The organism is Protofrankia symbiont of Coriaria myrtifolia (genome assembly GCF_900634755.1).
GTDB classification, from domain to species: Bacteria; Actinomycetota; Actinomycetes; order Frankiales; family Frankiaceae; genus Protofrankia; species Protofrankia coriariae.
The window spans coordinates 1-26,589 of sequence record NZ_CAAAFS010000110.1; the positions used below are offsets into that span (position 1 = coordinate 1).

The 26,589-nt window shown below is 71.6% G+C and carries 17 protein-coding genes; 9 read left to right on the forward strand and 8 right to left on the reverse strand.

Annotated features, from left to right (window positions below):
* Positions 1-62: 62 nt before the first annotated feature.
* The 4 genes from gnd to CM1CMNOD_RS06025 all read right to left on the reverse strand — a co-directional run bounded on the left by gnd (position 63) and on the right by CM1CMNOD_RS06025 (position 6,942).
* The gene (gene gnd, locus CM1CMNOD_RS06010) at positions 63-1,082 is read right to left on the reverse strand and encodes a phosphogluconate dehydrogenase (NAD(+)-dependent, decarboxylating) (protein WP_013872780.1); all 1,020 of its coding nucleotides are present in this window, start codon (positions 1,080-1,082) and stop codon (positions 63-65) included.
* A gap of 654 nt (positions 1,083-1,736) precedes the next feature.
* Complete coding sequence (locus CM1CMNOD_RS06015; RefSeq protein WP_013872781.1) at positions 1,737-2,663, reverse strand: acyl-ACP desaturase; 927 nt, start codon at positions 2,661-2,663, stop codon at positions 1,737-1,739.
* 257 nt (positions 2,664-2,920) lie between these two features.
* Positions 2,921-4,234 carry a hypothetical protein gene (locus CM1CMNOD_RS06020; protein WP_013872782.1) on the reverse strand — a complete coding sequence of 438 codons (1,314 nt, stop codon included), beginning with the start codon at positions 4,232-4,234 and terminating at the stop codon, positions 2,921-2,923.
* A 968-nt stretch (positions 4,235-5,202) separates the two neighbouring features.
* On the reverse strand, positions 5,203-6,942 hold the full coding sequence (locus tag CM1CMNOD_RS06025) for a glycerol-3-phosphate dehydrogenase/oxidase (RefSeq protein ID WP_013872783.1): 1,740 nt from the start codon (positions 6,940-6,942) through the stop codon (positions 5,203-5,205).
* 281 nt (positions 6,943-7,223) lie between these two features.
* Between CM1CMNOD_RS06025 and CM1CMNOD_RS06030 the strand changes: the two genes are divergently transcribed.
* Positions 7,224-8,393 (forward strand): acyl-CoA dehydrogenase family protein, encoded by a 1,170-nt coding sequence (locus CM1CMNOD_RS06030; RefSeq protein ID WP_013872784.1) that lies wholly within the window; start codon positions 7,224-7,226, stop codon positions 8,391-8,393.
* 10 nt (positions 8,394-8,403) lie between these two features.
* A complete protein-coding gene (locus tag CM1CMNOD_RS06035) occupies positions 8,404-9,561 on the forward strand; it encodes an acyl-CoA dehydrogenase family protein (RefSeq protein ID WP_013872785.1) in 1,158 nt (385 codons plus the stop codon).
* 200 nt (positions 9,562-9,761) lie between these two features.
* Here the strand turns inward: CM1CMNOD_RS06035 and CM1CMNOD_RS06040 are convergent, their stop codons facing one another.
* A complete protein-coding gene (locus CM1CMNOD_RS06040) occupies positions 9,762-11,474 on the reverse strand; it encodes a glycerol-3-phosphate dehydrogenase/oxidase (protein WP_013872786.1) in 1,713 nt (570 codons plus the stop codon).
* Positions 11,475-11,482: 8 nt separating this feature from the next.
* Between CM1CMNOD_RS06040 and CM1CMNOD_RS06045 the strand changes: the two genes are divergently transcribed.
* From CM1CMNOD_RS06045 to CM1CMNOD_RS06060, 4 genes are all read left to right on the forward strand, one after another.
* A complete protein-coding gene (locus CM1CMNOD_RS06045; RefSeq protein ID WP_013872787.1) occupies positions 11,483-13,222 on the forward strand; it encodes an FAD-binding oxidoreductase in 1,740 nt (579 codons plus the stop codon).
* A 152-nt stretch (positions 13,223-13,374) separates the two neighbouring features.
* A complete protein-coding gene (locus CM1CMNOD_RS06050) occupies positions 13,375-14,106 on the forward strand; it encodes an SDR family NAD(P)-dependent oxidoreductase (RefSeq protein WP_013872788.1) in 732 nt (243 codons plus the stop codon).
* Positions 14,107-14,155: 49 nt separating this feature from the next.
* Positions 14,156-15,286: an LmeA family phospholipid-binding protein gene (locus CM1CMNOD_RS23550; protein WP_043605171.1), complete on the forward strand. Its 1,131-nt coding sequence runs from the start codon at positions 14,156-14,158 to the stop codon at positions 15,284-15,286.
* 717 nt (positions 15,287-16,003) lie between these two features.
* Positions 16,004-18,451, forward strand: a complete 2,448-nt coding sequence (locus CM1CMNOD_RS06060) for an FHA domain-containing protein (protein ID WP_013872790.1) — start codon at positions 16,004-16,006, stop codon at positions 18,449-18,451.
* Between the two features lie 306 nt (positions 18,452-18,757).
* Here the strand turns inward: CM1CMNOD_RS06060 and CM1CMNOD_RS06065 are convergent, their stop codons facing one another.
* Positions 18,758-20,821 carry a protein kinase domain-containing protein gene (locus tag CM1CMNOD_RS06065; protein ID WP_043605174.1) on the reverse strand — a complete coding sequence of 688 codons (2,064 nt, stop codon included), beginning with the start codon at positions 20,819-20,821 and terminating at the stop codon, positions 18,758-18,760.
* A gap of 366 nt (positions 20,822-21,187) precedes the next feature.
* On the opposite strand from CM1CMNOD_RS06065, the gene CM1CMNOD_RS06070 reads away from it, so the two are divergent.
* Positions 21,188-22,297: a hypothetical protein gene (locus CM1CMNOD_RS06070; protein WP_131772283.1), complete on the forward strand. Its 1,110-nt coding sequence runs from the start codon at positions 21,188-21,190 to the stop codon at positions 22,295-22,297.
* A 99-nt stretch (positions 22,298-22,396) separates the two neighbouring features.
* Here CM1CMNOD_RS06070 and CM1CMNOD_RS06075 read toward each other — a convergent pair whose 3' ends face one another.
* Together CM1CMNOD_RS06075 and CM1CMNOD_RS06080 are read right to left on the reverse strand one after the other, a co-directional pair.
* Positions 22,397-23,446 (reverse strand): LLM class flavin-dependent oxidoreductase, encoded by a 1,050-nt coding sequence (locus CM1CMNOD_RS06075; protein WP_013872793.1) that lies wholly within the window; start codon positions 23,444-23,446, stop codon positions 22,397-22,399.
* A gap of 246 nt (positions 23,447-23,692) precedes the next feature.
* Positions 23,693-24,700: an Acg family FMN-binding oxidoreductase gene (locus CM1CMNOD_RS06080; protein WP_013872794.1), complete on the reverse strand. Its 1,008-nt coding sequence runs from the start codon at positions 24,698-24,700 to the stop codon at positions 23,693-23,695.
* Positions 24,701-24,785: 85 nt separating this feature from the next.
* Here CM1CMNOD_RS06080 and CM1CMNOD_RS06085 point away from each other — a divergent pair, with 85 nt between their 5' ends.
* Together CM1CMNOD_RS06085 and CM1CMNOD_RS06090 are read left to right on the forward strand one after the other, a co-directional pair.
* Complete coding sequence (locus CM1CMNOD_RS06085; RefSeq protein ID WP_085948589.1) at positions 24,786-25,421, forward strand: response regulator transcription factor; 636 nt, start codon at positions 24,786-24,788, stop codon at positions 25,419-25,421.
* A gap of 248 nt (positions 25,422-25,669) precedes the next feature.
* Positions 25,670-26,569 (forward strand): universal stress protein, encoded by a 900-nt coding sequence (locus CM1CMNOD_RS06090; RefSeq protein ID WP_242625438.1) that lies wholly within the window; start codon positions 25,670-25,672, stop codon positions 26,567-26,569.
* Positions 26,570-26,589 lie beyond the last annotated feature (20 nt).

A 26,589-nucleotide genomic window follows, 5' to 3' on the forward strand; every position in this document is an offset into this window, starting at 1 on the left:
GGTCAGTACCTCGGATGCCTTCGGCATCACCCCAAATGGGGGTAAGCCGGGCGGCTTATGTGTCAGGTGGCTGGTTTTTCGGCATGGCCGCCGAACTGTTTGCGCATCGCGGAGAGCAGTTTGTCGGCGAACAGGGCCTCGCCGCGTGAGCTGAACCGCTCGTACAGCGAAGCGGTGAGGACGTGGGCGGGCACGCCTTCCTCCACCGCGGCCAGCACCGTCCAGCGGCCCTCACCCGAGTCGGAGACCCGGCCGCTGAACGACTCGAGTTTCGGGTCCTCGACGAGCGCGGCCGCGGTCAGGTCCAGCAGCCAGGAGCTGACCACGCTGCCGCGGCGCCACACCTCGGTCACCGCCGCGGTGTCGATGTCGTACTGGTAGTACTCCGGATGGGCGAGCGGGGTGGTCTCGGCGTCGTGCTCGCCGGTGTGGTCCCGGCCGATGCCGGCCTTCTCCAGGATGGCCATGCCTTCGGCGAAGGCGGCCATCATGCCGTACTCGATACCGTTGTGGACCATCTTGACGAAGTGCCCGGCGCCGTTCGGCCCGCAGTGCAGATAGCCCTTTTCCGCTCGGCTCGGCTCGCCGACCCGTCCTGGCGTGCGCGGTGCCTGGTCGAACCCGGGGGCGATCGCGGCGAAGATCGGGTCGAGGTGCGACACCACCTCGTTCTCGCCGCCGATCATGAGACAGAATCCGCGTTCGAGCCCGAAGACCCCACCGGACGTGCCGACGTCGACGTAGTGGATGCCCCGGCCGGTGAGTTCCTTCGCCCGGTCGACGTCGTCACGGTAGTAGGAGTTCCCCCCGTCGATGATGATGTCACCGGCGGTGAAGTGCTCGGCGAGTGCGAACACGCTCTGCCCGGTGATCCCGGCGGGGACCATCACCCAGGCGGCGCGGGGGGTGGAGAGTTTCGCCGCGAACTCGGCCAGCGTGGTGGCCCCGGTGGCGCCCTCGGCCTCCAGTTGCCGGATCGCGTCGGCGTTGACGTCGTAGACGACGCAGTCGTGGCCGTGGCGTATCAGCCGGCGCACGAGGTTGGCGCCCATCCGGCCAAGGCCGATCATCCCGAGCTGCACGAGGTCTCCTGTTGGTTGGTTGTCGGTCCGGGGGCGGCAACAGCATGATCATTTTTTGTGCCGTCGGAGATCCGGATCTCCAGGTTCCAGAGCTGACGGTGATGTGATCATGTTGTGCTGCCCGAGCGTCCCGCCGGATGGGCGAAGCCGGTCCGACGGGTCCGGGCGGGCGGCAAGCCCCCGGCTCACTGGCACGGTGCCGTTGGAGGCCAAGAGCCCTTGGCTATTGTCTCCCGGCATCGGGCCCGCCACCGCGTGACCGGTCACCGACTCGATGATCGTTGTGCCACACACGGATGCGCGTTGCGTCGCCCATGATTCTGATCAAACCGCTACCAACAGAAGTGAATTCTGCGCGTCAAGTAGTCGCGCAGCGCCGGACAGGACCGCGAAGGCCTGGTGCCGGAGAAACCCGACGCCCGCGGGAGCCTGTCGAAGGGGCGAGAGCCGGCGAAGGCCTTGGCGGCAGGAAACCAGGAGCCCGTTGCCGTTGCGGTGCCGTCGAAGTGCGGTGCCGTCGAAGTGCGGGGCTACCGAGGTACGGGCCACGAGGAAGGCTGCGCGGCGGAGTTCCGCCGCGCAGGCCGCGGTGGCCGGGAGCCCGAGCCGGCGAACGTCCCGTCGCGGGCTCGGGCTCCCGGCCACTCAGGCGGCTCAGGCGGATGTGGCGGCCAGCGTGCCCTGGCCCGCGGCCGCGTACTTTTCCTCGTACCTGCGGGCGAGGCCGTCGAGGGCGGTGAGGTAGTGCCCGACGTTCTCGCGGGCCTGCTCGGCCGGCGCGTCCAGACCGGTCAGCTCGAAGAACTTCCAGTGCCGCAGCAGCGGCGTGACCACGTCGTCATGGTGGTTGCGGAGGTTGTAGATGCCGGCCTTGGCGATCTGCTTCGCCTTGGTCTCGAAGTTCTCGATGCCGGTCCCGGGCATCTGGAACGTCATCAGTTCCTCGGCGATGGCCTGCACCGTCGCGGACGGGGTGAGCTCCAGCGCGGCGGCGACCAGGTTGCGGTAGAAGATCATGTGAAGGTTCTCGTCCGCGGCGACCCGGGTGAGGAGCTTCTCGGCGATCGGGTCCTGGGTGAACCGCCCGGTGTTGCGGTGGCTGATCCGGGTGGCGAGTTCCTGGAACGACACGTAGGCGATGGTGCGCAGCGGCGTCTTGTCACCGCTGTCGAACCCCTTCTGCATCTGGTGCATGCGGCCACGCTCGAGGCCGACCGGGTCGACGCCGCGGGTGACCATCAGATAGTCCCGCATCACGATGCTGTGCCGGCCCTCCTCAGCCGTCCAGCGGTGCACCCAGGCGCCCCACGCGCTGTCCCGGCCGAAGATCGTGGCGATCTCACGGTGGTAGCTGGGGAGGTTGTCCTCGGTGAGCAGGTTGACCTCGAAGGCGATCTGGGCCACGTCGGACAGCCTGGACTGCTCCGGATCCCACGGCAGGGTGTCGAAGTCGCGGCCCTGGCTCCACGGGACGTACTCGTGCGGCATCCACTCGGTGGCGAGGTCGAGATGGCGGTTGAGGTTGGCCGCGGCGACGGGCTCAAGCTCGTGCAACAGGTTGATGTCCGGGGTGGATGTCATGCCTGTCACCCTGGCAGGCCAACTGTGCGCCGGACTACGTCCGGCAGGTGTGGACTCCAGCCTCGTGTTCTGTTCTCCGAGAACAGGATCGGGAGCCTCCGGCGGGCATACGGCAGGAAGTTGGAAGAACGTGCGGGACGACCGGCTACCGGTGCGCGGGGTGGTCGGGCTGTCAGGAGGCCGCGCGGGACGGGGCGTGGGGTCATGCGGGACGCGGCGGAGCGGCCTGCGGCAGTGGGCTCAGGACAGGGTGGGGCTCAGGACAGGGTGGGAGATGACAGGCCGGCCGGGCCGAGCGCGTCGCGGACGTGGTCGACCAGGCCGGCCGTCTGCGCGGTCGCCCCGGCCTGTTCGAGTTCCTGGCACAGGCGGGCGATGTCCCGGCGCGTCATGCCAGAGTCGATCATCGTGGCGCAGGAGACGGCCTGGTGACCCAGGGCGACGGCCCGGTCGGCGTCGCCGGTGCGGATGTTGGCGATCCCCAGCCTGGTGAGGAACTCGACGCGGTCGCGGGGGACCTCCTCGTCGAGCTCGTCGAGATCGTCGAGGGCGGCCTCGAAGTGCGGTATGGCCGCCTCGGGGCTGCCGCTGGACAGCAGTGCCTCCCCGGCCGAGAACGCGACGTCCTTGCGGCGGGCCCAGTACATGTAGGGCGGGCTGTCCTCGGGGCGGACCTTGTCGATCAACGTGTAGGCGAGTTCGGTCTCGGCGGCGGCGTCCTCGCTGCTGCCCGCGCGGCTGTGCGCGACGGCCAGGTCGGCCGCGATCACGGCCCGCTCGATCGCGCTGAGCAGGTAGCGTGCCCCGGCCTGGGCGCGGTGCAGCAGGCTGACCGCGTCCGCGGGCTGCCCGTACCAGGTGACCTGCTCGGCCATGCAGCGCAGGATGTTGGCGCCGAGAGCGGGCGCGTTCGCCTCGTGGGCGGCGCGCAGCGCGATCAGCCAGCAGCGCTGGGCCGTGCCGTACTGGCCGATGTCGTACATCGCCCACCCGGCCAGCCGGGCCAGCTCCGCCGCGACCGCGTAGAGCCGGGCCTGGTGGGCGTCGCTGTGGGTTCCGACCCGCAGCAGGCGGACGGTGATCGAAAGTTCGGTGCGGGACAGGGCGTACACGTCGTTGCCGCCGAGGACGTCGCTCATCCGCCGCAGGGCGTCGACCCGGTCCTCGAAACCGCACACGAGCGGGTCGTCGACGAGTTGGCCGGTGGGTACGACGCCCTCGTGGTGCGTGCGTGCCGCCAGCCACCGTTGCGCGGCGGAGTCCAGGGACGGCCCGGAGACGGGCAGGAAGCGGTGGGGGCGCCTGGCACGGGTCATCGCCATGAGTTCGCGGGTGAGCCCGTCGTGCGTCCACAGCAGGTCCAGGCCGGTGTTCGCGGGTGCGATCTGCTCGTGGACCGGCTGGCCGGCGGGCTGCTGGCTGACCGGCCGGTGATCAGGCTGCCGGTGGCCGGCGGTGTCGGGGTGGCCGGCGGTGTTCCGGGCGTCGACGGGGTTCCGGGTACGGCCGGCAGTTTCAGGCCGTCGGCGGAGTCCGCCCGGATCCCATCCTGGGTGTGCCTGCGTTGTCACGGCGGGTCTCTCCCGTCTCCGTACGGAACTACTGTCAATCGTAGCCGTGCGAATACAGCGTCCCTTTACGGGGTTGCTGCCCTTCTCCGGGGGGAGCGGGTTTCAGATCTTCGCGTCTGGTCCGTTGATCGGACGAAGGATCCGGAACGGCTCCGGGAATCCTGCGGCTCGTTCTGGTCGGCGTGGGATCGGGATGTTGGTCGGCCTGGCGAATCCAGGGTCGCGCACCTACCCCGTGCCGGCAATCCCGGTGGCTGTGTTATAAGCGGCCACTGGACGGTGGCGGGCCCGGCGGTGGCCAGGTTGTTCGCCCGCCCGTTGGCCGGGGGCAAGAGCGTACGGATATAGGCGGACCTCCAGAACGAACAGACGCCACGAGCCGATCCGGTGTTCTGCGAGCACAGGGTCCCACTACCCATGGAACCTACCACTTATGCCACGTATGACCAGTGGGCATCCCCACTGGGAGGCGTCACCCGGTGGTGGTGTGGTTACATGTTACGCCCAGTTCGTCCGGGCGAAATCATTTTTTCAGCTTCCGGCCGGCGTCGTCGATTCTTCTCAAAGAATGATTCCGCAGCCGTTCAGCCCTGTTTCTGAGTACGGTTTTTGCGATGTTTTTCGTTTGTTTTTATTCTGTCGACACCGTGTCAGATCACCCCTCCGACCTGCGCAAACAGCATGGAGTAATGCTCCGATATCTGCTGGTAGTCGCAGTGTCGTGTGGTTGACAGCAAGTCGCGAACGTCATTTCTGAGATGTTTCCCAGGCGTTTCACATGCGATTTTCCGGATGGCTTGTGCACCTCATCCGTACCGCATCGGCGCTCTTGCCCCACCTGGCCCCCACCTGGCCCCTGCCCGGGCCCGGGCCCGGGCTCCGCCCGGCTCGTGGCGGGTCACAGGCCTCGGCCGAGGGCCGGTTCGGACCGCCCGAGCAGGGAGCATCACGGCGGAGAAGGACGAGCGTCAGGAGTGCGCCGGCTCGGACCGCCCGAGCAGGGAGCGCCCGCCGGTCCGGACGTCCGGCGCGCCCAGGCGGGCCGCGTCGGCGGTCTGGTCGTCGGCCTGCTGCTGGGACTCCCGCTCGGCCGCCACCCGCGCCTGGTAGTGCCCGATCTCGACGTCGATGGTCTGCCGGTCCCAACCCAGCTCGGGCGCGACGAGTTCGGCGACGTCCGCGGCGGCCTCCAACCCGCGGTCCCAGGTCTCGATCGAGATCCGGGTGCGGCGGGTGAGCACGTCGTCGAGGTGCAGCGCCCCCTCGTGGGAGGCGGCGTACACGGCCTCCGCCGCCAGGTAGGTGTCGGCCCCGCGCACCGGTCGGGCGAGCTCGGGCCGCTGCCGGACGAGCGCCAGGACCTCCTGGGTGAGGGTGCCGTAGCGGGTCAGCAGGTGCTCGACCCGGGCCACGTGGATCCCCGCGGAGCGGGCCAGCGCCTCCCGCGCGTTCCACAGCGCCGGGTAGCCGTCGGCGCCGAGCAGGGGAACCCGGTCGGTGCAGGAGGGCGGCACGCTGCGGTTCAGCCCGTGTGCCACCGCGTCGACCGCGTCCCGGGCCATCACCCGGTACGTGGTGTACTTCCCGCCTGCGACCATGGTCAGGCCGGGCAGCGGTGAGACCACCGCGTGCTCCCGGGACAGCTGGGAGGAGTCCTCCGACTCGCCGGACAGCAGCGGCCGCAGCCCCGCATAGACACCGGTGATGTCGTCGGTGGTCAGCGGCGTGCGCAGCACCTGGTTGACGTGGGTGAGCAGGTAGTCGATGTCGGCGCTGCTGGCCGCCGGGTGGGCGAGGTCGAGGTTCCAGTCCGTGTCGGTCGTCCCGACGATCCAGTGGCTGCCCCAGGGGATCACGAACAGCACGCTGCTCTCGGTGCGCAGGATCAGCCCGGTGGTGGCGTGGATCCGGTCCCGGGGCACCAGCAGGTGGATGCCCTTGGAGGGCCGCACCGACAGTTGGCCGCGCCCGCCGGCCATCGCCTGGATGTCGTCGGTCCACACCCCCGCGGCGTTGATGGTCTGCCGGGCGCGGACGTCGATCTGCCCGCCGCCCTCGAGGTCGTGGACCCGCACCCCGGCGACCCGGTCGCCCTCGCGCAGCAGGCCCGTCACCCGGGCGCTGGTGGCGATCAGCGCACCGTAGTGGGCGGCGGTCCGGGCAACGAACATCGTGTGCCGGGCGTCGTCGACCTGGGCGTCCCAGTACTGGATCGCGCCCACCAGGGCGTCCGGGCGCAGCGCGGGGACGGCGCGCAGCGCCGCCCGCCTGGTCAGGTGGCGATGGCGCGGCACCGCCCGGCGGGCACCGCCGAGGGTGTCGTAGAGCACCATCCCAGTGCCGACGTAGGCGCGTTCCCATCCCCGGTGGGTCAGCGGGAACAGGAACGGGACCGGGCGGACGAGGTGCGGGCAGAGCGTGTCCAGCAGCAGCGCCCGCTCCCGCAGCGCCTCACTGACGAGCGCGATGTTGAGCTGTTCGAGGTAGCGCAGACCGCCGTGGATCAGCTTGCTGGACCGGCTGGACGTGCCGGCCGCGAGGTCGCGCGCCTCGACCAGCGCCACGGACAGCCCACGGGTGGCCGCGTCGAGCGCGACACCTGCGCCGGTGACGCCCCCGCCGATGACGACGACGTCGACGACGTCGGATTCCATCTGGATCAGGGCGTCACCACGGGTGGTGGGATTCAGCCGTGCCGGAGCGATCATCGTGTTCCCCGTCCCCGGAGCGTGGCGGCCAGAGCTGGCGCGGACAGGTCACATCGTGCCTGCCGCGAACGAGGCCCGCATGGTAGCTTGCTCACAGTGATCATTTTCATACGGTAATCGATTGCCTGCGCTCCGGGCCGGCGCCGTGGTCCACGCCATCGGTACTGGCGCTGACCTGGACCACCTACTGTCTACTGTGTTCTTCCTACCGTGCTCTTCGCCCGGTGTCCGCCGCCGACGGCTCTCCCTGTCGGCTTCCGCGCCTCGTGGGAGGCCGTCCGATGGACCTCAGCTTCACCCCCGACGAGGAGCGCTTCCGCGCCCAGCTGCGGGCCTGGCTCGCCGACAACGTCCCGCCGCGGTGGCGGTCGCCGTCGTTCTGGGCCGGCGTCCCCGAGGCCGACGCGTTCGAGCTGCGCAGGAACTGGGAGCGGCTGCGTCACAGCGCCGGCTTCGCCGGCATCTCCCTGCCGCGGGAGTACGGCGGCCGCGGCGGGACGCCGGGCATGCAGGCGATCCACGACGAGGAGAGCGCGCGGGCCCGGGTGCCCCACTCGGTCAACCAGATCGGCCTGACCTTCCTGGTGCCCACCGTCATGGCGGTCGGGACCGACGAGCAGAAGCGGGAGATCATCCCGCTGCTGCTGCGCAACGACGTCATCTGGTGCCAGGGCTTCTCCGAGCCCGGCGCGGGCTCGGACCTCGCGGCCCTGCGCACCACCGGCGTGCTCGACGGCGACGAGTTCGTCGTCACCGGCCAGAAGGTCTGGACGACCAACGCCGCGCACGGGGACAAGATCTTCATGCTCGTCCGGACCGAACCCGGATCGCAGCGGCACCACGGCCTGTCCATGCTGCTCGTCGACATGCGCCAGGACGGGGTCGAGGCCCGGCCGCTGCGCCAGATGAGCGGGGTGAGCGAGTTCGGCGAGGTCTTCTTCACCGACGCCCGGGTGAAGGTGACCGACTGCCTCGGCGGGGTCGGCAACGGCTGGGCCACGGCGATGCTGCTGCTGTCGTTCGAGCGCGGTGCCTCCGGCCTGGCCCAGTACACCGCCTTCCGCCGCCAGTTCGACGAGATCGTGGCGGCGGCTCCCCCCGGCCGGCTCGACGATCCCGTCCTGCGCCAGCGGCTGGCCCAGCGGATCGTCGACCTCGAGTGCCTGCGCTACCACGCCATGCACGTGCTCACCCAGGTCGAGCAGGGGGAGGAGCTCGGCGCCGGGTCGTCGCTGACCAAGCTCCAGTGGTCGCAGACACACCAGCAGCTGTGGGAGACCTTCGACGACCTGCTCGGCCCGGAGGCCACCCTGGCCCGGCCGGATCCCGACACGGACCTGCGTGCCATGCACCGCGAGGCGATGTGGTCACGTTCGGTTACCATTTGGGGTGGATCGTCCCAGGTGCAACGCAACATCGTCGCCGAGCGTGTCCTCGGCCTGCCCCGATAGCGTCCCGGGCATGTACTTCGCGCTGACCGAGGAGCAACGGGCGCTCGGCGACACCGTCCGCGACTACCTGGCGGACAGGTTCGACCTGACGGCCGTCCGGGCGGTCTTCGAGGACACCGGCGGCGACGGCCATCCCGCCGAACTGTGGAAGACCGCCGGGGAGCAGGGCTGGCTGGCCGTGCTCGTCCCGCCGGAGCACGACGGGCTCGGCCTCGGCCTGGTGGACGCCCAGGTGGTCGCCCGGGCCTTCGGCGCGGGCGTCGTCCCCGGGCCGTGGCTGCCCACCGTGCTCGCCGGGGAGGCCATCCGCCTCGCCGGCTCGCCGGAGCAGCGGCGCGCCCTGCTGCCCCGGATTGCCACCGGCGACCTGGTGGCCACGGTGGCGCTGCGCGGCCCCGCCGGCCGGTACGACCCGACGGGTGTGCGGGTCACCGCCGACGCGGCGGGCCGGCTCACCGGAACCGCGCTGCCCGTCGAATACGCCGAGGTCGCGCGGACCGTCGTCGTGGCCGCCACCGAGCCGTCCGGGCAGACCGGGCTGTACCTGGTGGATCCGCGTTCACCGGGCGTCACCGTCGACGGGCTGGACAGCTACGACGGCACCGTGCGCGCGGCGTCGCTGACCCTCGACGGGGTGGACGCGCGGCGGCTGCCGGAGTCGTCGGCCGCCGTCCTCACCGAACTGCTGGACCGGGCCGCCCTGCTCACCGCGGCCGACCTGGTCGGCCTCGCCCGTCAGGCGCTCGGGCGCACCGTCGCCTACGACCGTGACCGGGTGCAGTTCGGCCGGCCGGTCGGCTCCTTCCAGGCGCTCAAGCACCATCTCGCCGACCTGCACCTGGCTGTGACCATGGCCGAACACGCGGTGCTGTACGCGGCGCACGCGCTCGACACCGGGCTCGCCGACCGCCGGCTCGCGGCCGCCGTGGCCAAGAGCAAAGCCGGTGACGCCGCCCGGGAGGTGACCGGGACGATGATCCAGTATCACGGCGGGATCGGCTACACCTGGGAGCACGAGGCCCACTTCTTCTACAAGCGGGCCAAACGCGAGATCTACAGTTACGGCGACCCCGACCATCATCGGGAACGCATTGCGTCCCTCACCATCGGTACCTCGGCCCGGCCTGCCCCGGCCCCGCCTGTCGCGTCGCCCGAGCCGACTTCGTGATCACACAGCATCGAACCACGCACCGTGCCGGTGCGGGGGCGGGCGGCCGTTTCATGATCCATGTGGCTGTGTCGTTCGGTACGCTTTTCGGTCCTCTGGGCGTACACAACGACAAACTACCGGCGATCTTTTCCGGCAGCCGATGATTGTTGATATTGCCTGGTGCCGGTGTGGCTGGTGCGCCGGGTGCGCCGGGCGCGTCAGGTGTCGATCATGGTGAGGGTCTGGCGGACGAGGGCCTCGGCAGCGGGGAGCGCGGCCTGGCGGTCGGCCGGCACCAGGCCGATGCGGGTACGGCGGTCGAGCAGGTCGTCGGCGTCCAGGGCGCCCTCGTGGCGCAGGGCGAACAGCAGCTCCGCGCCGGTCACCTCGACGCCGTCACACAGCGGCAGAAGAAGCCCGGGGTCGCCGTGGGTGCCCGCGACCACCGCGGGCGCCTCGGCGCCGTAGCGGGCGACGAGCCTGGGCGGGGCGTCCACGGTGGCGAGCTGTGACCAGCTGGCCGCGCCGACCAGCGGCAACCGCCGAGTACGGCACGGCCCGGCGTCCAGACCGCCGGCGCGGACCAGCGTGTCCACGGCGTCGGCGGCCATCCGCCGGTAGGTGGTGAGCTTGCCCCCGACGACGGTGACCATGCCGTCGGACGAGGTGATCACCGCGTGGCGCCGGGACAGGTCCGCGGTGCGCCCGGCCGCGCTCGCCAGCAGCGGCCGCAGCCCGGCGAAGGCGCCCAGGACGTCGGCCCGGCCGACCGGCACCGTGAGCACGCTCGACAGCACGCCGAGCAGGAAGTCCAGCTCGGCGGCGGTCGGCACCGGCACGTCGACGACCGTGTCGACCGGCTCGTCGGTGATCCCGACGTAGACGTGGCCGCCCGGCTGGGGCAGCGCGAACACGTACCGGTTGCGCTCACCGGGCACCGGGATGATGATCGCCGTCCGCAGGCCGTCCAGGGCGCTGCCCGCCACCACGAGGTGGGTGCCGCGGCTGGGGCGCAGGCGCGCGTCGGCGCACAGGTCGCCGGCCCACACACCGGTGGCGTTCACCACACTACGTGATCTAAGTATCACCGGTGAGTTGCTCACGGTGTCGACGGCGGTGGCGCCGCTGCCGTCGGCTTCCCGCACCCGGCAGCGGGTGATGACGCGCGTGCCGTGCCGGGCCGCGGTCCGGGCGATCGCCACGACCAGCCGCGCGTCGTCGACGAGCTGGCCGTCCCAGGTCAGCAGCCCGCCGCGCAGCCCGGGGGCGCGCAGGGCCGGCACCATGTGCCGGGCCTCGACAGCGGTCAGCCGCCGTGGCCCGGGCAGCACCGTCCGCGGGGTGCCGGCGGCGCGGCGGAGGATGTCGGCGACGCGCAGGCCGGCGTTGGCGGCAAGGGCTGTGCTGATGGGGAAGCCGGCCGCCAGCGGGAGCAGCATCGGCAGCGGCCGGACCAGGTGGGGCGCTGTGGTACCCAGCAGGACGGCCCGTTCCCGGGCGCTTTCGTGGGCCAGCGCGAGGTCGCCGCTAGCGAGGTAACGCAGCCCGCCGTGGACGAGCTTGGAGCTCCAGCGGCTGGTGCCGAAGGCGAGGTCGTGAGCTTCCACCAGGGCCACGGACAGCCCGCGGCTGGCCGCGTCCAGCGCCACTCCGGCGCCGGTCACCCCGCCGCCGATCACCAGCACGTCGACCACGGCGCCGTCGGCGAGCTCGGCGAGGTCCCGCTCGCGTTGCCGCCGGTTCAACGACGCCGTCGAGGACGCCGGCCGGGCGGTCGGCCGGCGCGGCGCGGTGGCCTGGTGCGATGCGGTGGCCTGGTGCGAAGGCGGGGGAAGCCGGCTTGGCGTCGCTGTCCGGCCGGCGGCGGATCGTCGGCGGGGTGGCGCGTCCAGCGTGTCATGGTGGTTGTCACGATGGCGCTGTGACGACATCTGTCACAGTGTATGTGGTGACAGCTTCGACAACGAACCGTAGCGGGACGGTCTGGTGGGGCTGGGGCGCCCCCGACGCGCACACACCCCTGGCCGAGGACATCCGTTCCCTGCTGGAGGCGGCTTTCGCGGTCGCCCGCCAGGACACTCCACCGGTAGGGCTGGACGAGCTGCACCTGCCGGCATCGTCACTGTCCGTCGAAGCGAGTGAGGCGCTGGCCGGTGTGGTCGGGCCGGCGTGGGTACGGGTGGACGCCGGCAGCCGCGTCCGGCGCTGCCGGGGCCGGTCCACCGCCGACCTGCTGCGCCTGCGGGCCGGCGACGCCCTCGACGCCCCCGACGCCGTCGTCCTGCCGGCGGGCCATGACGAGGTGCTCGCCGTGCTGCGGGTGTGCGCCCGGCTGCGGCTGGCGGTGGTGCCCTTCGGCGGCGGGACGTCGGTGGTCGGCGGTCTGGCCCCGGCCCGGGGCGGGTTCGCCGGCGTCGTCGCGCTCGACCTGGCGCGGCTGGACCGGCTCACGGCCGTCGACGCTGAGTCACAGGTCGTCACCTGTGAGCCTGGTCTGCGCGGCCCGGCCCTGGAGGCCGCCCTTGCCGCACACGGCTTCACCCTTGGTCACCGTCCACAGTCGTGGGAGTACGCCAGCGTCGGCGGGTTCGCCGCGACCCGCTCCAGCGGCCAGGCGTCCGCGGGCTATGGCCGCTTCGACAGCCTGGTCGTCGGCCTGCGGATCGCCACCCCGGCCGGCACCTGGGAGCTCGGCCGCGCCCCGGCGTCCGCGGCCGGGCCCGACCTGCGGCAGCTCGCGCTCGGCTCCGAAGGGGCCTTCGGGGTGATCACGCAGCTGCGGCTGCGGGTCCGGCCGCTGCCCGCGGCGACCCACTACGAGGGATGGCGGCTGGCTGGCTTTGCCGCGGGGACGGCGGCGCTGCGCGAACTGGCGCAGCGGGATCTGCTTCCCACGGTCGCGCGCCTGTCGGACGAGACCGAGACGGCCGCCGGGCTCGCCGGCGGTGGCATCGGCGCCGACGCGGGCGGCTGCCGTCTGATCGCCGGCTACGAGGGCGAGGCCGACTGGGTCGCCGCGCGCCAGGCCGCGGTCGCCGAGGTGCTGGGCGCGGCCGGCGGGGTCCCGCTGGGAGCCGAGGCCGGCACGCAGTGGGTGCGCGGCCGCTTCCACGGCCCGTACCTGCGGGACGCCCTGCTGGACGCCGGCATGTTCGCCGAGACACTGGAGACGGCCGGGTTCTGGTCGGCCCTGCCGGGCCTTTACACCCGGGTACGCGACACCCTCGTCGCCGCCCTGACCGCGGAACAGGCCGCGGGCCAGACGGTGCGGCAGGCCGCCGGCCCGCCCGCGGGGGCGACCGCCGGGCCGGCTGGCGAGGCAGCTGCCGGACCGGCCGGCGCGGGGGCGGGCGAAGCCGCCGCCGGGGGAGCACCCGGCCTGGTCATGTGCCATGTCTCACACGTCTACCCGACCGGTGCCTCGCTGTACTTCACCGTCGTGTGCCCAGGCCGTGACGACCCGGTGGCACGGTGGCGCAGGGTGAAGGCCGCCGCCTCGCGCGCGATCGTCGAGACCGGCGGGACGATCACCCACCATCACGCCGTCGGCGTCGACCACCAGCCCTGGCTCACCGCGGAGATCGGTGATCTCGGGGTGGCGGTGCTGCGCGCGGTGAAGCACACCCTCGACCCGGACGGCATCCTCAACCCTGGTGTCCTCGTCCCTCGGGCCACCTGAGCCGGCCGGCCCGGCGGGGTCGCCACGGACCCGGTACGCGGCCCCTGGGCCGCTACCGGCCGCAAGCTCTCCGGGCCGCTGCAGGCACCGCTACGGACATGCGGCCCGCTGGGCCGTTATGAGCTCACGGCCCACTGGGCCACTATGGGCGCATGCAGCAGGAGCGCGCCGACCCGCGCCGGGAGCGGGCGCTTGTCATTGTCGGGCCGGGGCAGGCGTTCGGCGTCCAACTTCTGCGCCGGTTCGCCCGGGAGGGCTTCGGGCTCGGGGTGATCGCCCGGTCGGCCGACACGGTCCACCGGGTGACGGCCGACCTCGCCCGGGATCAGATCACCGTCAGTGGTGAGGTCGCGGACGTCACCGCGCCGGGGGCGGTGGCCACGGCGCTGGACAAGCTCGCCGACGAGCTCGGTGGCCTGACCGCCGTGGTCTACAACGCCAAGCTGAGTATCCGGGGCACCGCGCTGTCGGTGTCGGCGGACACGGTCAACCAGACCCTCGCGGTCAACGTCACCGGGGCGCTGACCGTCGTCCAGGCCGCGGTGGCGCTGCTGGCCGAGCGTCCCGGAGCGTGTGTGCTGCTGACCGCGGCCGGGCCGAGAACCGAGCCGGCCGCCGGCCGGTTCGCCCTCGCGATCGGCAAGGCCGGGCTGCTCGCGCTCGGGACGTCGTTGGCGCCGGTGCTGCGTACCCGCGGTATCCGGCTACGGACCGTGGTGCTCGACGCCCGGGTGGCCCCCGACGGCCGGCTCTCCCCGGACGTGGTGGCCGAGCACTTCTGGAACGCCTACACCGCTGCCCGCGGATCGGTCTTCCGGCTGGGCCCGCCCAGCGTCACCGAGCGGGCGCCGCACCTGTTCGGGGACGGGCATTTCCCCGGGTGATCTGACCCATGTCGTGCCAGGATCCGCCATCCATGCGACCATCCTGACCGTGAGCACTGGACACGACAACGACCCGGACGTGGGTAGCGACCCCGAGGAATCGACCCGGCGCCTCCCACCGTCCGCCGCCGCTGCCGGCGCCGGTGCCCAGACGCAGCGGGCCCGCGTCGGCCCGGTCAGTCCGCCGCCGCCCGCCGACTCGTTCCGTCCGGCTGCCCAGCCCGGGTGGCCCGGGCCGGACGCGCCGCCCGGTTCGCCGGCGCAGCCTGGCACGCCGGCCGCACCGATACCGCCGACCAGCGCGCTCCCGCCGCCAGAGGGCTCGCCGTACGGGAGCCCGCCGTACACGGGTGCGCAGTATGGAGGGGCGCAGTATGGAGGTCCACCGTATGGAGGCCAGCCCCCGCTCGCGCCCACCGATGTGACGCCGGGCCCGGTAGCCCGTCGCCGGCGGCGGAGATGGCCGATCATCACACTGGTCGCGCTGATCATCCTGCTGGTCGTGGCCGACCGCGCGGCGGTGCCGATCGCCGAGAGCCAGATGAAGGCGAAGGCGGAGGCGTCCGTGGCGCAGAGCAGCACCGACCCCGGGGTCAGACCGGCCAGGGTCACCGACGTCTCGATCGGCGGCTTCCCCTTCCTCACCCAGGTCCTCTTCGGCAAGTACGACGACCTGCGGGTGACGGTCACCGACATTCCCACGCCCGGCCCGCGGATCACCGAGGTGAAGGCCCGGCTGCAGGGCGTCCACGTGCCGTTCTGGGACGCCATCCGTGACCAGGTCAAGGACGTGCCGGTCGACAAGGTGACCGCGGACGTGCAGATCACCTATGACGATCTCAACGCCTATCTGGCAACGCAGGACGTGAAGATCACCCCGGTCGACGACGGCCGGGAGGTGCGCATATCCGGCGAGATCGACACCGGGATCCTCGGTACCCAGGAGCTGAGCGGAACGACCCGTTTCGGGGTCCAGGACAACACGCTGACCCTGATACCCACCGAGATCCTCGGTTTCCGGCTGCCGGGCGTCGCGCTGCCGGGGATCCCGCTGCCGATCAGCAACCTGCCGTTCAACCTGCAGATCGAGAAGGCCGCCACCGGCAAGAACGGTATCTCGGTCACCGCGACGGCGACAAACGTGGTCCTTCCCGCCGCGGAACCCACGTCAGCGTCGTAACGGACGGCATTCTCATAACGGATGTCGCCCGCGTAGCGGACCGAGTCCTCATAACGGATGGTATTCACCGTGGCGGATCATGGCGTAACCTGCCGCCGGCCTGGTAGCGCCCCGCGCGGCGGCCGGCCCGGGGCCGGGTCCGTCGGACCGGCACGGCTGAAGGCGGCCGGAAGCTGGAAGAGTCTGGTGGCCGATGTCCGTGCGCGGCTGCCGGATCCGCTGTCGGCCGCCGGCTGTGCCGGCTCGTCGTGATCCTTCGCTGTACCGTTCGGCCACGGATTTCGGTCGCCGTTTGCATACTCTTGGTAGCTAAGAATATGTGACCCACCGGTGGCACGCGAAAAGCAAGATCTTTTTCTTTGGTCCTCTGTCGCGACGTCGAATCGACGACAGTTGACGGACGTGGGATAGCCCGCGCGTCATCCTCGGCCGGTACTGGATATCGTCACACCGGCAGCCGGCCGTCTACGGACATGACTGGCCACACGCAGTCTGCTCCTCTGCGTCCAGTCCGTGGTGATTGGCACACCCATCGTCGATCGAGGTAGGTGGGCGGCGCTACGATCCGACGACCAGCAAGATCGGAAGATTCATGTCGAAGTCAGTCCGGCGGGACATCCGGCCTGTGTCCCGCCCCAGAGAGCCGATGGCGACGCGAACACGCCTTTCGCGTGCTGCCGGAGGTCACCGTTCCTGGGTCGCCGAAGGGGGAAACACGTGCAGACGACCCTGAGAGTCGTCAGCGGTGCCAACGTGGCCACCGTGCCTGCTGGTCAGCCGTTCGTTGTCGGCCGCGCGCGCACGGCCGATTTCGTGATGCCGGACAGCCGGGTCTCCCGCCGGCACCTGCTGATCGAGCCGGTCGGCGCGGGCTGGGCTGTCCGGGACATCAGCTCGAACGGAACCTGGCTCGACGGTCAGCGGGTACAGAGCGTCGACGTCAACGGCGAGGTCCGGTTCCGGCTCGGTACCCCGACCGGGCCGGAGGTCGTCGTCCTGCTGGAGGTTCCCGTCGGCTACGCCGACCCCCCGCGTTACCAGGACTCGCACTTCGAGATGCCGACGATGCTGCGTGGCTCCGTCAGCTACGAGCCCGGCCCGCAGCTGCCTCGGCAGCCGGCGGGCAACCAGGCCGAGACGAGCAGCCACGATCTTGAGCGTGAGCACGAGCGCCAGACCTCCTACCGGCTGCGCCCGGGCCGGATGTCCATCGGCCGTTCCCGGGACAACGACATCGTCGTGGGCGACCTGCTGGCCTCCCGGCAGCACGCCGAGATCTACCTGGGCCCCGGCGGGGATGTGGAGATCGCCGACCTCGAGTCGGCCAACGGGACGTTCGTCAACGGCAAGCGCATCATCCGCGAGCCGGTGCCGCAGGGCGCGGTCATCGCTGTCGGTCACCACGTCTTCCAGCGCGTCGAGGACGAACTCGTCGAGTACGTCGACTCCGGGGACGTCAGCTTCGAGGCCGACGGCCTGAACGTGTGGGCTGGCCAGAAGCAGCTCATGCACGACATGACCTTCCGGCTGCCCGGCCGGGCACTGCTGGCGGTGGTCGGACCCAGTGGCGCGGGCAAGTCCACCCTGCTCAACGCCCTCACCGGTTTCCGCCCCGCGGACAAGGGCACGGTGCGTTACGCCGGTCGGGACATGTACTCCGAGTACGACGAGCTGCGCCGCCGCATCGGTTACGTCCCCCAGGAGGACCTGCTTCACACCACGCTCAGCGTCCGCCGTGCCCTGGAGTACGGCGCCGAGCTGCGTTTCCCGCCGGACACCACCAAGCAGGAGCGCGGCGCCCGGGTGGACGAGGTCCTCGCCGAGCTCGGCCTGACCCAGCACGCCGACACCCAGGTGTCCAGGCTTTCCGGCGGCCAGCGCAAGCGCACCAGCGTCGCCCTGGAGCTGTTGACCAAGCCGACCCTGCTCTACCTGGACGAGCCCACCTCCGGCCTCGACCCGGGCATGGACAAGAACGTCATGGAGTCGCTGCGCAAGCTGGCCGATGACGGGCGCACGGTCGTCGTGGTCACTCACAGCGTCGCCCAGCTGGACCTCTGCGACTACGTCCTGGTGCTGGCCCCTGGCGGGTACGTCGCCTACTTCGGCCCGCCGCGCGACGCCCTGTCCTTCTTCAACAAGAGGGACTACCCGGACGTCTTCCTGATGCTGGAGGCCACCCCCGGCGCGGAGTCGGCGGACCGGTTCCGCCAGTCGCGCTACTACGTCCCCGCGTCGATCACCGCGCCGTCGGCCCGGCCGGCGCCGGAGGACCTGCCGAGCATCCGCCAGCAGTCGGTGCTCTCCCAGCTCGTCACATTAAGCCGGCGAACACTTTCCGTTGTTGCCTCCGACAGATCCTACCTACGGCTGATCATCGCCTTCCCGTTCCTGCTCGGGCTCATCCCACGGGCCATCCCCGGCGGGTTCGGCCTGCCCGAGGACGGCTCACCGAACTCGGACGCCGGCACGATCCTGCTGGTGATGGTGCTGTGCGCCTGCTTCATGGGCATGGCGAACTCCGTCCGGGAGATCGTCAAGGAACGGGCCATCTACCGGCGGGAACGGGCGATCGGGCTGTCCCGGACCGCCTACATCGGCTCGAAGATCCTCGTACTGGCCCTGATCACGACGTTGCAGGCGATCCCGTTCACCCTGATCGGCCTGCTCGGTCGGGAGCCCGACGAAGCGCTCGTGCTGGGCAATCCCCTGGTCGAGTGCCTGCTCGCGGTGATCGTGGTGTCGCTGTCGTCGGCCATGCTCGGGCTGCTCATCTCCGCCCTGGTCGACAACGCGGACAAGACCATGCCGCTGCTCGTTCTGCTCACCATGGCGCAGCTGGTGTTCAGCGGTGGCATCCTGCCGGTGCACAGCAAGCCCGGCCTGGAGCAGGTCAGCCTGATCGCGCCGGCCCGCTGGGGCTACGCGGCGCTGTCCTCGGTCGGTGACCTCAACCGGATCAGCCTGGCCGGCCAGCTGCGTCCCGACGGCAAGCTGCTCAACAGCAAGGTCGTCGACGACCCGTTCTTCGACCACACCGCGCAGGCGTATGCCGTCGACATCGCCGGGGGCGTGGCGATCGGCGTGATCTGTGTCATCATCACCGCCATCCTGATCCGCCGGATGGACCCGAAGACGGCCAAGCGCAAGCCGTCGTCGTCCTGACCGTCCACCCGTCACCGTCCTGACTGAGGTCCGGGCAGCTTCCAGGCCGGAGCTGCCCGGACCTCGTGCTGTGTACGGGCCGGATTCGCTCCGCGCGGCAGGCAGACCGAAGGACGTGAGCTCGTGCCGGCCGAGCCGAGCTCACATGCCGCGCGGCCGCCGCGTGGGTGGCCCCTTGTGCCGTCCGCGTCCGGACAGCCTGGGCCGAAGCGGCCGGCCCGGACCGTACCCGTGCCGTCCGAGCCGAGAAAGCCACGGCCGCCTCGCCTCGCCCCGCCGAGATGCTTCCGTCCCGGCGCCGGGAGATCAGCCGGAGGTCCAGCGCGGGGTCGCGTCGTCCCCTCGGAACGAGGTCAGCTTGCGGGCGTTGGCATCGTCAGGGGCGGTCGCGCTCGTCACGTAGATCTCGCGGTTGGTGGGGCCGTCACGCTGGCTGGTGAAGGCGATCAGTTTGCCGTCCCCGGCCACGAACGTGGGGTCCTGGTCCCGGCCGGGGGCCTCGGTCAGCCGCAGCGGGGTGGCGCCCGGGCTCGCGTCCATGACGAAGACGTCCGTCTCGGCCAGGTTCGGGTCGAAAGCGCGACGGAAGGCGACCTTCTTACCGTCCGGTGACCAGGTCGGATCCGCGTCGAAACCCTCCGTGCCCGGGGTGAGCTGGACGGGTTTCGCGCCGGCGGCGGCCGGGTCGGCGTCGATGGTGAACAGCGCGCCGCCGTCGACGCCGCCCGAGCCGACGAAGAACACGATCCGGTCGCCCGTCGGTGACCAGGACGGGTCGGTGGCGCCGGCCGGCACGTTCAGCCGGCGGACGCTGGAGCCGTCGACGGCGGCGACGTAGAGCCCGGTCAGGCCGTCGTTCGGGCCGCGTACAGCTCTGATGACGACGAACCTCCCGGTCGGGTCGACCGACGCCCGGGCGTCCGGCGCGATCACGAGCTCCGCCGCCGGCCCGGAGGTGAACAGCGGCATCGGCGCGCCGCTGCCGTCCGCGGCGATCGCGACCAGGCTGGGGGAGGAGTCGATCACCGTGTAGAGGACGGTCTTGCGCTGCGGCCCGACGATCACCGGGAGCGCGGCCGGCTTCGTGTCGTCGACGGTCAGCCGCTGGGGCTGCCCCGGCCGGCCGTCCGGGCCGACCCGCAGGCTGTAGATCGCCCGCCTGCCCTCCTGCTCGCTGGAGTAGACCAGGGTGTCGTCGTCGAGGCCGACGTCGGACTTCGGCAGGATGTCGACGACCTTCACCCCCTCACCGTCCGCTCCCGAGCCGCCGGAGGCCAGAGCCAGCACCCCGCCGACCGTCGCCAGCACCGCGACGGCGGCACCGGCGGCCACCAGCGCCATCCGCCGGGCGCTGCGTGGCGCCCGGCCGCTGCCGCGCACGGTGGCCGCCGGCCGCTGCTCCCGGCCGGCGGCCACCGTGGTGCCGTCGCCACCGGCACCGCCGGTGCTGCCAGTGCCGTCGGCGGTGGGTAACTTCCAGCCGTCGAGCACCTGGATGACCGTCGCCTCGGGGTCGATCTCCGCCACCGACGATGGTTCGCCGAGCAGGCGCAGCATGAGCTGCTGGGCGGTCGGCCGGGCCGAGGGCGACTTGGCCATCGCGTCCGCGACGATCTCGCGCAGCGGCGGGTCCAGCCCGTCCAGGCGGGGCGCCTCGTTGACCGCGCGGTAGAGCAGGACCTGCGCGGACGCGTCGCCGAAGGGGTAACGGCCGGTCGCGGCGAAGGTGACCAGCCCACCCCAGGAGAAGATGTCGACGGCCGGGGTGATCGTCTCGCCCTGGATCTGCTCGGGCGCCATGAACGCGGGGGTGCCGAGCTGCTGGAGGTTGCCGGTGAGGTTGCTCGCCGAGTCCAGTGCCCGCGCGATCCCGAAGTCGATCACGCGCGGCCCGAAGGGGGAGAGCACCACGTTGGACGGCTTGAGGTCGCGGTGCACGATGCCGGCGCTGTGGATCGCGGTCAGGGCCGCGGCCACGCCGACCGCGAGCTGCTCGAGGTTCGCCGCCGACAGCGGGCCGCTCTCGGTGACGAACCTCGCCAGCGTCCTGCCCTCGATGAACTCGGTGACCAGGTAGGGCCGCGCGGCGTCGGGCGCGGCGTCGAGCACCTCGGCGGTGCACACCCGGGCGACCCGGCGGGCCGTCTCGGCCTCCAGCCGGAACCGGGACCGGAACTCGGCGTCACCGGCCACGTCCGCGCGGATCACCTTGATGGCCACCAGCCGGCCGGTCTCGGAGCGCCCGAGGTAGACGGTCCCCATCCCGCCCTCACCGAGCTTGCCCAGCAGGGTGTAGGAGCCGAGCTGGACGGGATCGTCCGGGCCCAGCGCGGTGGTCTGTACGTCCGTGGCCGCATCCGGCGGCGTCATCGTCTGATCCACCCCCACAGCGGGTTGTATCCCGGGGCGTGCCCGGGGCGTTTCGTTCACGGCTCGTTCACAACAGTCGGCGGCGCCGGCATCCGGACCGGCTTCCCCCGATGCCCGCGGGTATCCGGTGAAAGCCGTGGTCGTCCCCGGCCGGCCCATCCAAAACTACTCCGCCGGTCGTATCACTGACTCCCGGCTTTCCCCTTTCAGAGGGCATGGCATGCTGCCCGTATGCCGCAGCCGCGACGATTGTTTCCGCTGGCTGTCCGTGTGTTGGTTGGAGTGACGGCCCTTGCCTCAATGGTAGCGGTGGGCTGCGGCAGTTCGGATTCACCGGGTGGTTCCGCCAGCAGCCGGCCCGCGTCCGTGCCGACCGCGGACCCCACCACGCCGGTGTGGGGTTTTCTGCGCTCGGACGAGGCCGCTCCCACCATCGGCGCCCCGCGGACGCCCGCGGCCGAGGTCCAGGCCGGTAGCTGGCAGTCGGCCGCGGACACCAGGCAGGCGAAGGCGACGGTGATCCGCCGTGGGACGGGCCGTTACAGCGCGATCTTCCCGGGTATCGGGGTGCCCGCCGGGCGGGGCGCGGCGGTGGTGACCGCGGTCGGTGACGCGCCGGTGCACTGCCATGCCGAGGACTGGGCGCCGTCCGGCCCGGACGAGCAGGTCACCCTGGCCTGCCGGTCGCTCACCGGGGCCTATGTCGACTCCCGGTTCACCGCGCTGTTCACGTTCGCGCCGGCGTCCCATCGCCCGACGCCCAGCGAGCCGTATGCCTATTTCCGGGACGACGCGCCAAGCCAGCAGCAGATCCGTCCGGACAACAGCTACAGTTTCGCCGGCCCCGGCACCATCGAGATCAACTGGCGTGGCATCGGCCACTACTCGATCGACCTGATCGGCAAGCTCTACGCCCGCACCGGCAACAACCTCCAGGTCAACTCGGTCGGTTCCACGACGGTGGGATGCAGCGCGCTCGGCCGGGAGGTGCACGAGGACCGCCAGACCATCTTCGTCGGGTGCGCGAACGGGCAGACGTGGACGGACTCGCCGTTCGTCGTCGTGTACGGCAACCAGCACACGGTGATCCCGGTGGAGAACGCGGCGTTCGGGCATTCCTTCACCGGGCTGGAGGAGGCCGGGACCGGGCGGATCCTGCAGCCGCCGCTGGGGCGGACCGTCGACGTGTGGCCCCGCTACTCCGCCAACAGCGCGAAGCGGACGAACACGATCCGTCACGTCGAGACCGGGGTCTACGAGATCGCCTATCCCGGCGTCGGCCGGGCGCCGGAGCACGTCCAGGTCACGCCGTACGGCGAGCCGACCCGCCGCTGCGCGATCGCGGAATGGACGTCGCCACCGACCGGGGCGGTCGGGGACGTGCGGACGAAGGTCGTCTGCTTCGACCCCGACGGCAGCCGCGCCGACTCCCAGTTCAGCCTTGCCTACGTCAGCGCCGCGGGTCTGACGCCCTGAAGCCGGGCTCCGACGTCCTTCAGGTGGGCCCTGCGGGCCTGCGGGCCGGGGCCTGACGTCTGCGGGGCCCGGGGCCTGACGTCCTGAAAGACGGCAGGGTCACGCGGACAGGGGCTCGCGCGGGGCGGGCAGGCCGGGCAGGCCGGCGAACTCGGCGATCAGCTCGTAGGAGCGGATCCGCGCGTCGTGCGGGTGGACGTTCGTCACAATCATGATCTCGTCCGCCTCCGTCGCGTCGATCAGGGCGTCCAGGCTGGCGCGGACCGTGTCCGGCGATCCCACGATGTGGGAGGCGGCCGCGCCGTCGGCGGCGGCCCGCTCGGCAGGTGTCCAGGGGTACGCCGCGGCCTGTTCGGGCGTGGGGAAGACGTCCGGGCGGCCCTGGCGCAGCCGCAGCATCGTCAGCTGGGTCGGCCCGGCGAGCCACTGCGCGGTCTCGTCGGTGTCCGCGCAGATGACGGCGGCGGCGACCATGGCGTAGGGCTGCTCCCGCCCCGGGGCCGGCCGGAACGCCGAGCGGTACAGCGCCAGCGCCGGCAGGGTGTTCACCGCGCTGAAGTGGTGCGCGAAGGCGAACGGAAGGCCGAGGTAGCCGGCGAGCTGCGCGCTGTACCCGCTGGAGCCGAGCAGCCACACCGGCGGTGTCTCGCCGTGTGGGACGGCAGTCACCGTCCGTAGAGGATGGCTGGCGGGGAAGGAGTTTCCGAGGAAGGCGACGAGCTCGGCGAGCTGCGCGGGGAAGTCGTCGGCGGACACCGGCCCGCTCGAGCGCCGCAACGCCTGCGCGGTCGCGGAGTCGGTACCCGGCGCCCGTCCGATACCGAGGTCCACCCGGCCCGGGAACAGCGCCCCGAGCGTCCCGAACTGCTCGGCGATGATCAGCGGTGCGTGGTTGGGCAGCATGATCCCGCCCGAGCCGACCCGGATGCTCGTGGTGGCCGCGCCGACCTGCCCGATCAGAATGGACGTCGCCGAGCTGGCGATACCGGGCATGCTGTGGTGCTCGGCCAGCCAGTACCGGTGGTAGTTGAGCTCTTCGGCCCGGCGGGCGAGATCGAGGGTGTTGCGCACAGCCTGGGCCGGTGTCGAACCGGACACCACTGGCACCACGTCGAGGACGGACAGGGGCAGGGAGCGGGAGAGGGCCACACGGGAGGTAACTCCCCGGGCTCGTGAGGATCTTCCCGGACGCCGCCGGAAACACCGCCGGGCCGGTAAGGTATGCCTGCCGGCCGTGACATGGCCCCCGGGCTCAACCCTTTGTCGCTGCGAGCGACCGTGCGCCGAGAGGCGACCTGCACGGCCGGCACCTTCTTCCTCTCTGGCCCACTTCCTGGCCCCGCGCACCTCCGACCGGTGCGCGCGGCTGGACGCGTCCGGACGGCCGCGCGCGGCTCAGGTGAACCGCAGGATGTCGTCGACCGGCCGGCGGGGGGTCGCCTTCAACGGTTCGGCGCCGGGCAGCGGATAGCCGGCCCTGATGATCATCTGGATGTGTCCCAGGCCGCCGACCGAATGCCGCAGGAGATCCCGGGTCACCTCGAGGTCGACGGCCTGGCCCAGCGGCGACGTCGCGATGCCGTCCGCGGTCGCGGTCAGCAGCACCCGTTCCATGGCCTGGCCGGCGCGCAGCCGGTCGGCCGGGGCGTCGGCGTCGGTGCCGACCAGCAGCACGACGGGACGCTCCACCCCGGTCTGTTCCAGATGCAGGCCGGGCTCGCCGACCACGTTGAAGTCACGGACGGCGAACTCGGACTGCCGCGGCTGATCCGAGCCGATCACCACGTTCCGGGGGATACCGTCCCTCGCCTCCGGGACCGTCCGGCTCCACGACTCCAGCTCCGCCCGGTAGGCCGGGTCGTGGTTCTCCAGCCAGTCCGCGCGGGAGATCAGCACGCTGGTGTCGATACGCAGGTCGGTGTCGTCCACGGACACCAGCCAGGCCTCCTCCGCCTCGGCGGCCAGCCGCAGCGCCCGCAGGTGCTCCGGTTCCAGTGGGCGGGAGGCGAAGGGCCTGCGGTCGGTGCGCCGATGGTGCGCTGCCGCCAGCAGCGCCTCGTCCCGCGGGTCGGCCGGCGCACTGCCGGTGATCCGGATCAGGGCCAGCGGCCCGGAGTCAAGGTCGTCGTCCCCGGCCGGGAAGAGCGTCACATCGGGGACGAGCCCGGCGGCGTGGACGGCGAGGCGGGCGTGCAGCAGGGCCGCGCCGCAACTGAGCAGAAGCTGCCGGCCGTCCGGGTCGGCGACACGCAGCTGGCGGGAGGTGTCGGCAAAGAGATAAAGATCACGGTCCGCCGCCTGCCAGCGCCACGGCTGGGTGTTGTGGATCGACGGAGCCAGGCCGGCCGCCTCGACGATCCCGCGGGCAAGGTCCCTGAGCAGGGTGTCGGTGCTAGTCACCACTACGACGGTATGCCTTTGGATCGGTCATGTCCTGATGCCCTCGTTCCATGGTCGTCAGGACGTCGCCGCGCGTATCGTCGGTTCGGTGGAGCCTGTCCGCGTTTTCGTTCTCGATGATCACGAGATCGTCCGGCGCGGGATGCGCGAGCTGCTGGAAAGCCAGGGCGACATCAAGGTCGTGGGGGAGGCCGGTCTCGCGGCCGAGGCCCTGCGGCGCATCCCGGCGCTACGTCCAGACGTCGCCATCCTCGACGCCCGTCTGCCCGACGGCAGCGGCATCGACGTGTGCCGCGACATTCGTTCCGGCACATCGGAGGTGCCCTGCCTGATCCTGACATCCCACGACGACGACGAGGCCCTGTTCGCCGCCATCATGGCGGGCGCGGCCGGTTACGTACTCAAGCAGATCAGAGGCAATGATCTCATCGGCGCCGTCCGCACGGTCGCGTCCGGCCAGTCCATGCTCGACCCCGCTGTCACCCAGCGGGTGCTGACCCGGCTGCGTGACGGGGCGCCGGAGGACCGTCTGCTGTCCACGCTGAGCGAGCGGGAGCGGCAGATCCTCGGCCTCATCGCCGAGGGGCTGACCAACCGTCAGATCGCCAGCAGAATCCATCTGGCCGAGAAGACGGTCAAGAACAACGTCTCGTCCATCCTGGAGAAGCTCGGCCTGACCAGCAGAACCCAGGCCGCGGTCTTCGCCACCAAGCTCGCCGGCTAGCCCGCCCCAAGCCCCTCGGCAAGCCTGCTGCCAAGCCCGCTCAGGCCCGCTGGCGAGCCTGTCAGCAAGCCTGCCGGCCGGCTTGTCGTCACGTCCGCCGGGTTTGCCGGGTTTGCCGGCCGGCCGCAGGGCCCGGCGGGGCCTGCGGCCCGGCTCGGCAGGCCGGCCCGGAGGCACGGGACCTTCGGTCCCGCGGTCTACCCGAATCGCTCTCGTTCGCGTCGCCGGGCGCTGCGAGCGTGAACGGTGTGGAGACGACATCCGACATCGTGGTGGGGATCGACGCCTCCGCTGACGCGGAGTCGGCCCTGCGCTGGGCCTGCGCCCATGCCGGGCTGACCGGCAGGCGGATACGGGCGGTGCTTGCCCGGGGTCCGGGCGGGCGTCCCCGGGTGGTCGACGACATCTCGCCGTCGGTCGGGGTCGATGATCTGGAGCGTGCGGCATCGCAGGTGCTGCACGACGCGGTCCGGCGGGCGCGCCTCGACGGCCTCGCGGTCGACGTCGTCGAACGCACCGTCTACGACTCGCCGTCGGACGCCCTCGTGGAGGAGTCCCAGGACGCGCTGATGCTCGTCGTCGGTGCCCGGGGGCTTGCCCGGATGCGTCGGATGTTCGTCGGTTCGGTCACCGCGCGGTGCGCGCAGGAAGCGGCTGTTCCTGTGGTCGTCGTGCGTGGGCCGGCGCCACCACGGCCGGACGACCGTCCGGTCCTGGTCGGTGTCGACGGCTCGGAGGGCTCGCTGGCCGCGTTGCGGTGGGCGGCGGTCCAGGCGGGGCTGCGTCGGGTCCCGCTGCGGGTCGCGCACTGCTGGCTGTCGGAGCCGCCGCTGGACCCCGCCTGCCTGCCCGCGTTCGACCTGGCCGCGTTCGACGAGGCGGTGTTGGAAAAAGCCGCCCGTCTCACCCTCGACACGGCTCTCGAACGGGGGCTGGCGGGCCGTACCGATGCGGCCGCCCCCGATATCGCCGTCGAAGCCGTGCTGGTGGCCGGCTCGGCGGCGCACGGTCTGATCATGGCTGCCCAGTCGGCCCAGCTGCTGGTGGTCGGTGCCCGTGGCCGTGGCGGGTTCGGCGGGCTGCTGCTCGGGTCGGTCGGCCACCAGGTCGTCACACACGCTCCGTGCGCGGTCGCCGTTGTCCGTTAGACACGGCTGTCCGTTGGACA